Origin of the sequence: Candidatus Desulfatibia sp. (genome assembly GCF_036446775.1) — a bacterium.
Lineage (GTDB): Bacteria > Desulfobacterota > Desulfobacteria > Desulfobacterales > UBA11574 > Desulfatibia_A.
This window is the reverse complement of sequence record NZ_JAZFTO010000272.1, coordinates 1-2,313: the sequence shown is the minus strand read 5'-3', so window position 1 is coordinate 2,313 and position 2,313 is coordinate 1. Positions and strand designations below refer to the sequence as shown.

At 45.1% G+C, this 2,313-nt stretch carries 2 protein-coding genes; one reads left to right on the top strand and one right to left on the bottom strand.

Going from position 1 to position 2,313, the window contains the following annotated elements:
- Positions 1-240 (top strand): hypothetical protein (locus V3S16_RS12965; RefSeq protein WP_413885591.1); only part of this gene is annotated, 240 nt, incomplete at its 5' end.
- Between the two features lie 329 nt (positions 241-569).
- Here the strand turns inward: V3S16_RS12965 and V3S16_RS12960 are convergent.
- Positions 570-2,313: ARMT1-like domain-containing protein (locus tag V3S16_RS12960; protein ID WP_413885590.1), on the bottom strand; the 1,744-nt coding region annotated here is incomplete at its 5' end.

Here is a 2,313-nt window from a genome sequence, read left to right as displayed (position 1 = left end):
CCGCTGGTATTTAAAGCCGGTGAAAATTTGGAAAGCCTCGGTTTAACGGGTTTTGAAACGTTTTATATCAGCGGAATCAAAGATATGAATCCCAGAAAAATATTGCCGGTCAAAGCCGTAAAAAAAGACGGCAAAACTATCGATTTTGAAGTGGTTTCACGACTGGACACCGATATTGATGTGGCTTACTTTAAAAACGGCGGCATTTTGCAATATGTCCTGCGCAAAATTCTATCCTAACTTCCTATCCTAACTAGTGCCCATCCATAAATAAATTGGAGCACTAAGCAGTTTCCAATTCATAAATGAGGGCCAAATTATAAAATCAGGGTCGATGAGCAAGGCCGCACAAGGGTTTTCGCCCGCCTGTCCCGCTGTATGCGGGGAGGCGTACTTTAGTACGTCGCCCCGCCAATATAGGCGGGACAAGCGCGCGGAAACCCGCGGCCTCCGGCTCGTAGAGCCTACGCCTCGGAGAGCCTCCGGCTCGTAGAGCCTACGCCTCGGAGAGAGAACGCCTCGGAGAGAGAACGCCGCTCATCGGAAAAATAGCCATTTATGGATGGAAACTAACTAAGCCGTTTGTCATACATCTTACCGATACCGTATTCATCCCGCCGCATAAACTTTTCTGTTGCAGGACCGATGATCTGCATTTCAGGATGCTTCATTTGAACGTCAAGAGCGCTCCTCATTTCCTTGGTGCATCCGGTACTGAAAGTGGCGTCCTTGCCAACCCACTCCGGCGGGACCTTTTTATTCATGATCTGAAATGCCTGGGCAATATCATCGTATGTCTGAAAGCGCCAGATGTCGATCAAACCGCTTCTCTGTACTATCTCCCACATGTACATCAGATCGTCGGCATCCATACCCGGTTCAAAATATTCAGAAGGGTTAATGATAAAAGTCATGGCCGACTGCTTTTTGAGAAACTCTACAAAAACCGACATGATCTTTTTGGCTATGCCGATTTTTCCGGGAATGGAACCGATGATTCCGCTATAAAAAACAACGGTCATGCCTTTCTTTTTGGCGGTTTCCATATGGTCGATGATCGTTTGAGCTTTGCTTTCAAGATCTTTGTGTGAAAATTTGATCACCGACGGATGCTTTGGTTTATAGCAGATCGAAATCGACCCCTGGTCATCTTCTGAGATATTGAATATGTCTTGAGTAAAGTGAAAGTGAGTATCAAAGAATCGCCGCTTCTGTTGATGACCTCTGGATATAACCCCGTCAACCTCTTTGAATATTCTGGCAAATGCTGTTGATGTCAGCAGGAGATTGAGGTTTTCGCGTGTTCCGTCTGATATGGCAAAGATGTAGTATTCGCTTCTTAGCATTTTCAGCAGTTCGTTTTTGGTCATATTATTTTCTTGGATAAACAGTGCACTTTCCAGTTTTTTAAATAGCGTTTCGTCTTCCTGAGCATCTGCAAAGTCTACCTTCGTAAAAAGGGCCCCCTCCTTGAAAGCGATTATGATTTTATGCCCCAGCTTGACCAGGTAATGAATAATGCTCAAATCGACCATTACTTCACCGGCTTCATTGGTCAGCCAAAGAATTTTTTTGGACCGGACGGTTTGCGGGGCGCCAGCTTTGCTTTGAATACCTAAGAATTGAAACAGAGAATCAACACCATTGCCGGATAAAGGGCGGTTAAACAGCTTAAGATAATCCTCCTTAGTGTAACTTGAGGATTTATCCGATTCCCACAGTGAGTTTTCAACCGACAGCGAAATGAGTCTTTTGAATTCGAGGTGTTCAATATGTTCTTTGATGGCCGTCAACGTCGTGGGAGCTTTTACAAGCTGCGAGCTGTCCACATGGTTGAGCGCCTTTTGAAAAGCCTCTGAGTTTAGGGCCGTGCCGACCTGCCGGTTGCGCCTGGCTTTTTCAAAAAGGTATGGGTCTTCAATGTGGGTGTGGTTCAAAAAGATCCGCATAAGGCGCTTTTCAAGCCGGGAAGGTATCATAATTTCATCACGAGTTTCATGCTTAAATTTGATTTTAATGAGAGATTTCAAATATTTTTTTTCGTTTTGATCTTCGATTTGTCGATTGATAAGCTCCATTATCCGCTGCAGCACTTCATTATATTTTTCCCGGATAAAATCAGACCGGCCTCTGCTCATGATAGCCGCAAACATACGGTCGGAACATGGATAGTAGCGCTCATCCTCCTCGGTATAGACCATAAATCTGATCTGCTCCGGCGTGGCGGCCTGATCCGGATGCGTAAAATAGTCGAGATGATTTTCAATATAGAAGGTGGTAAACCAGGCATCCGTCTCCGGATTTTCTCCTGGT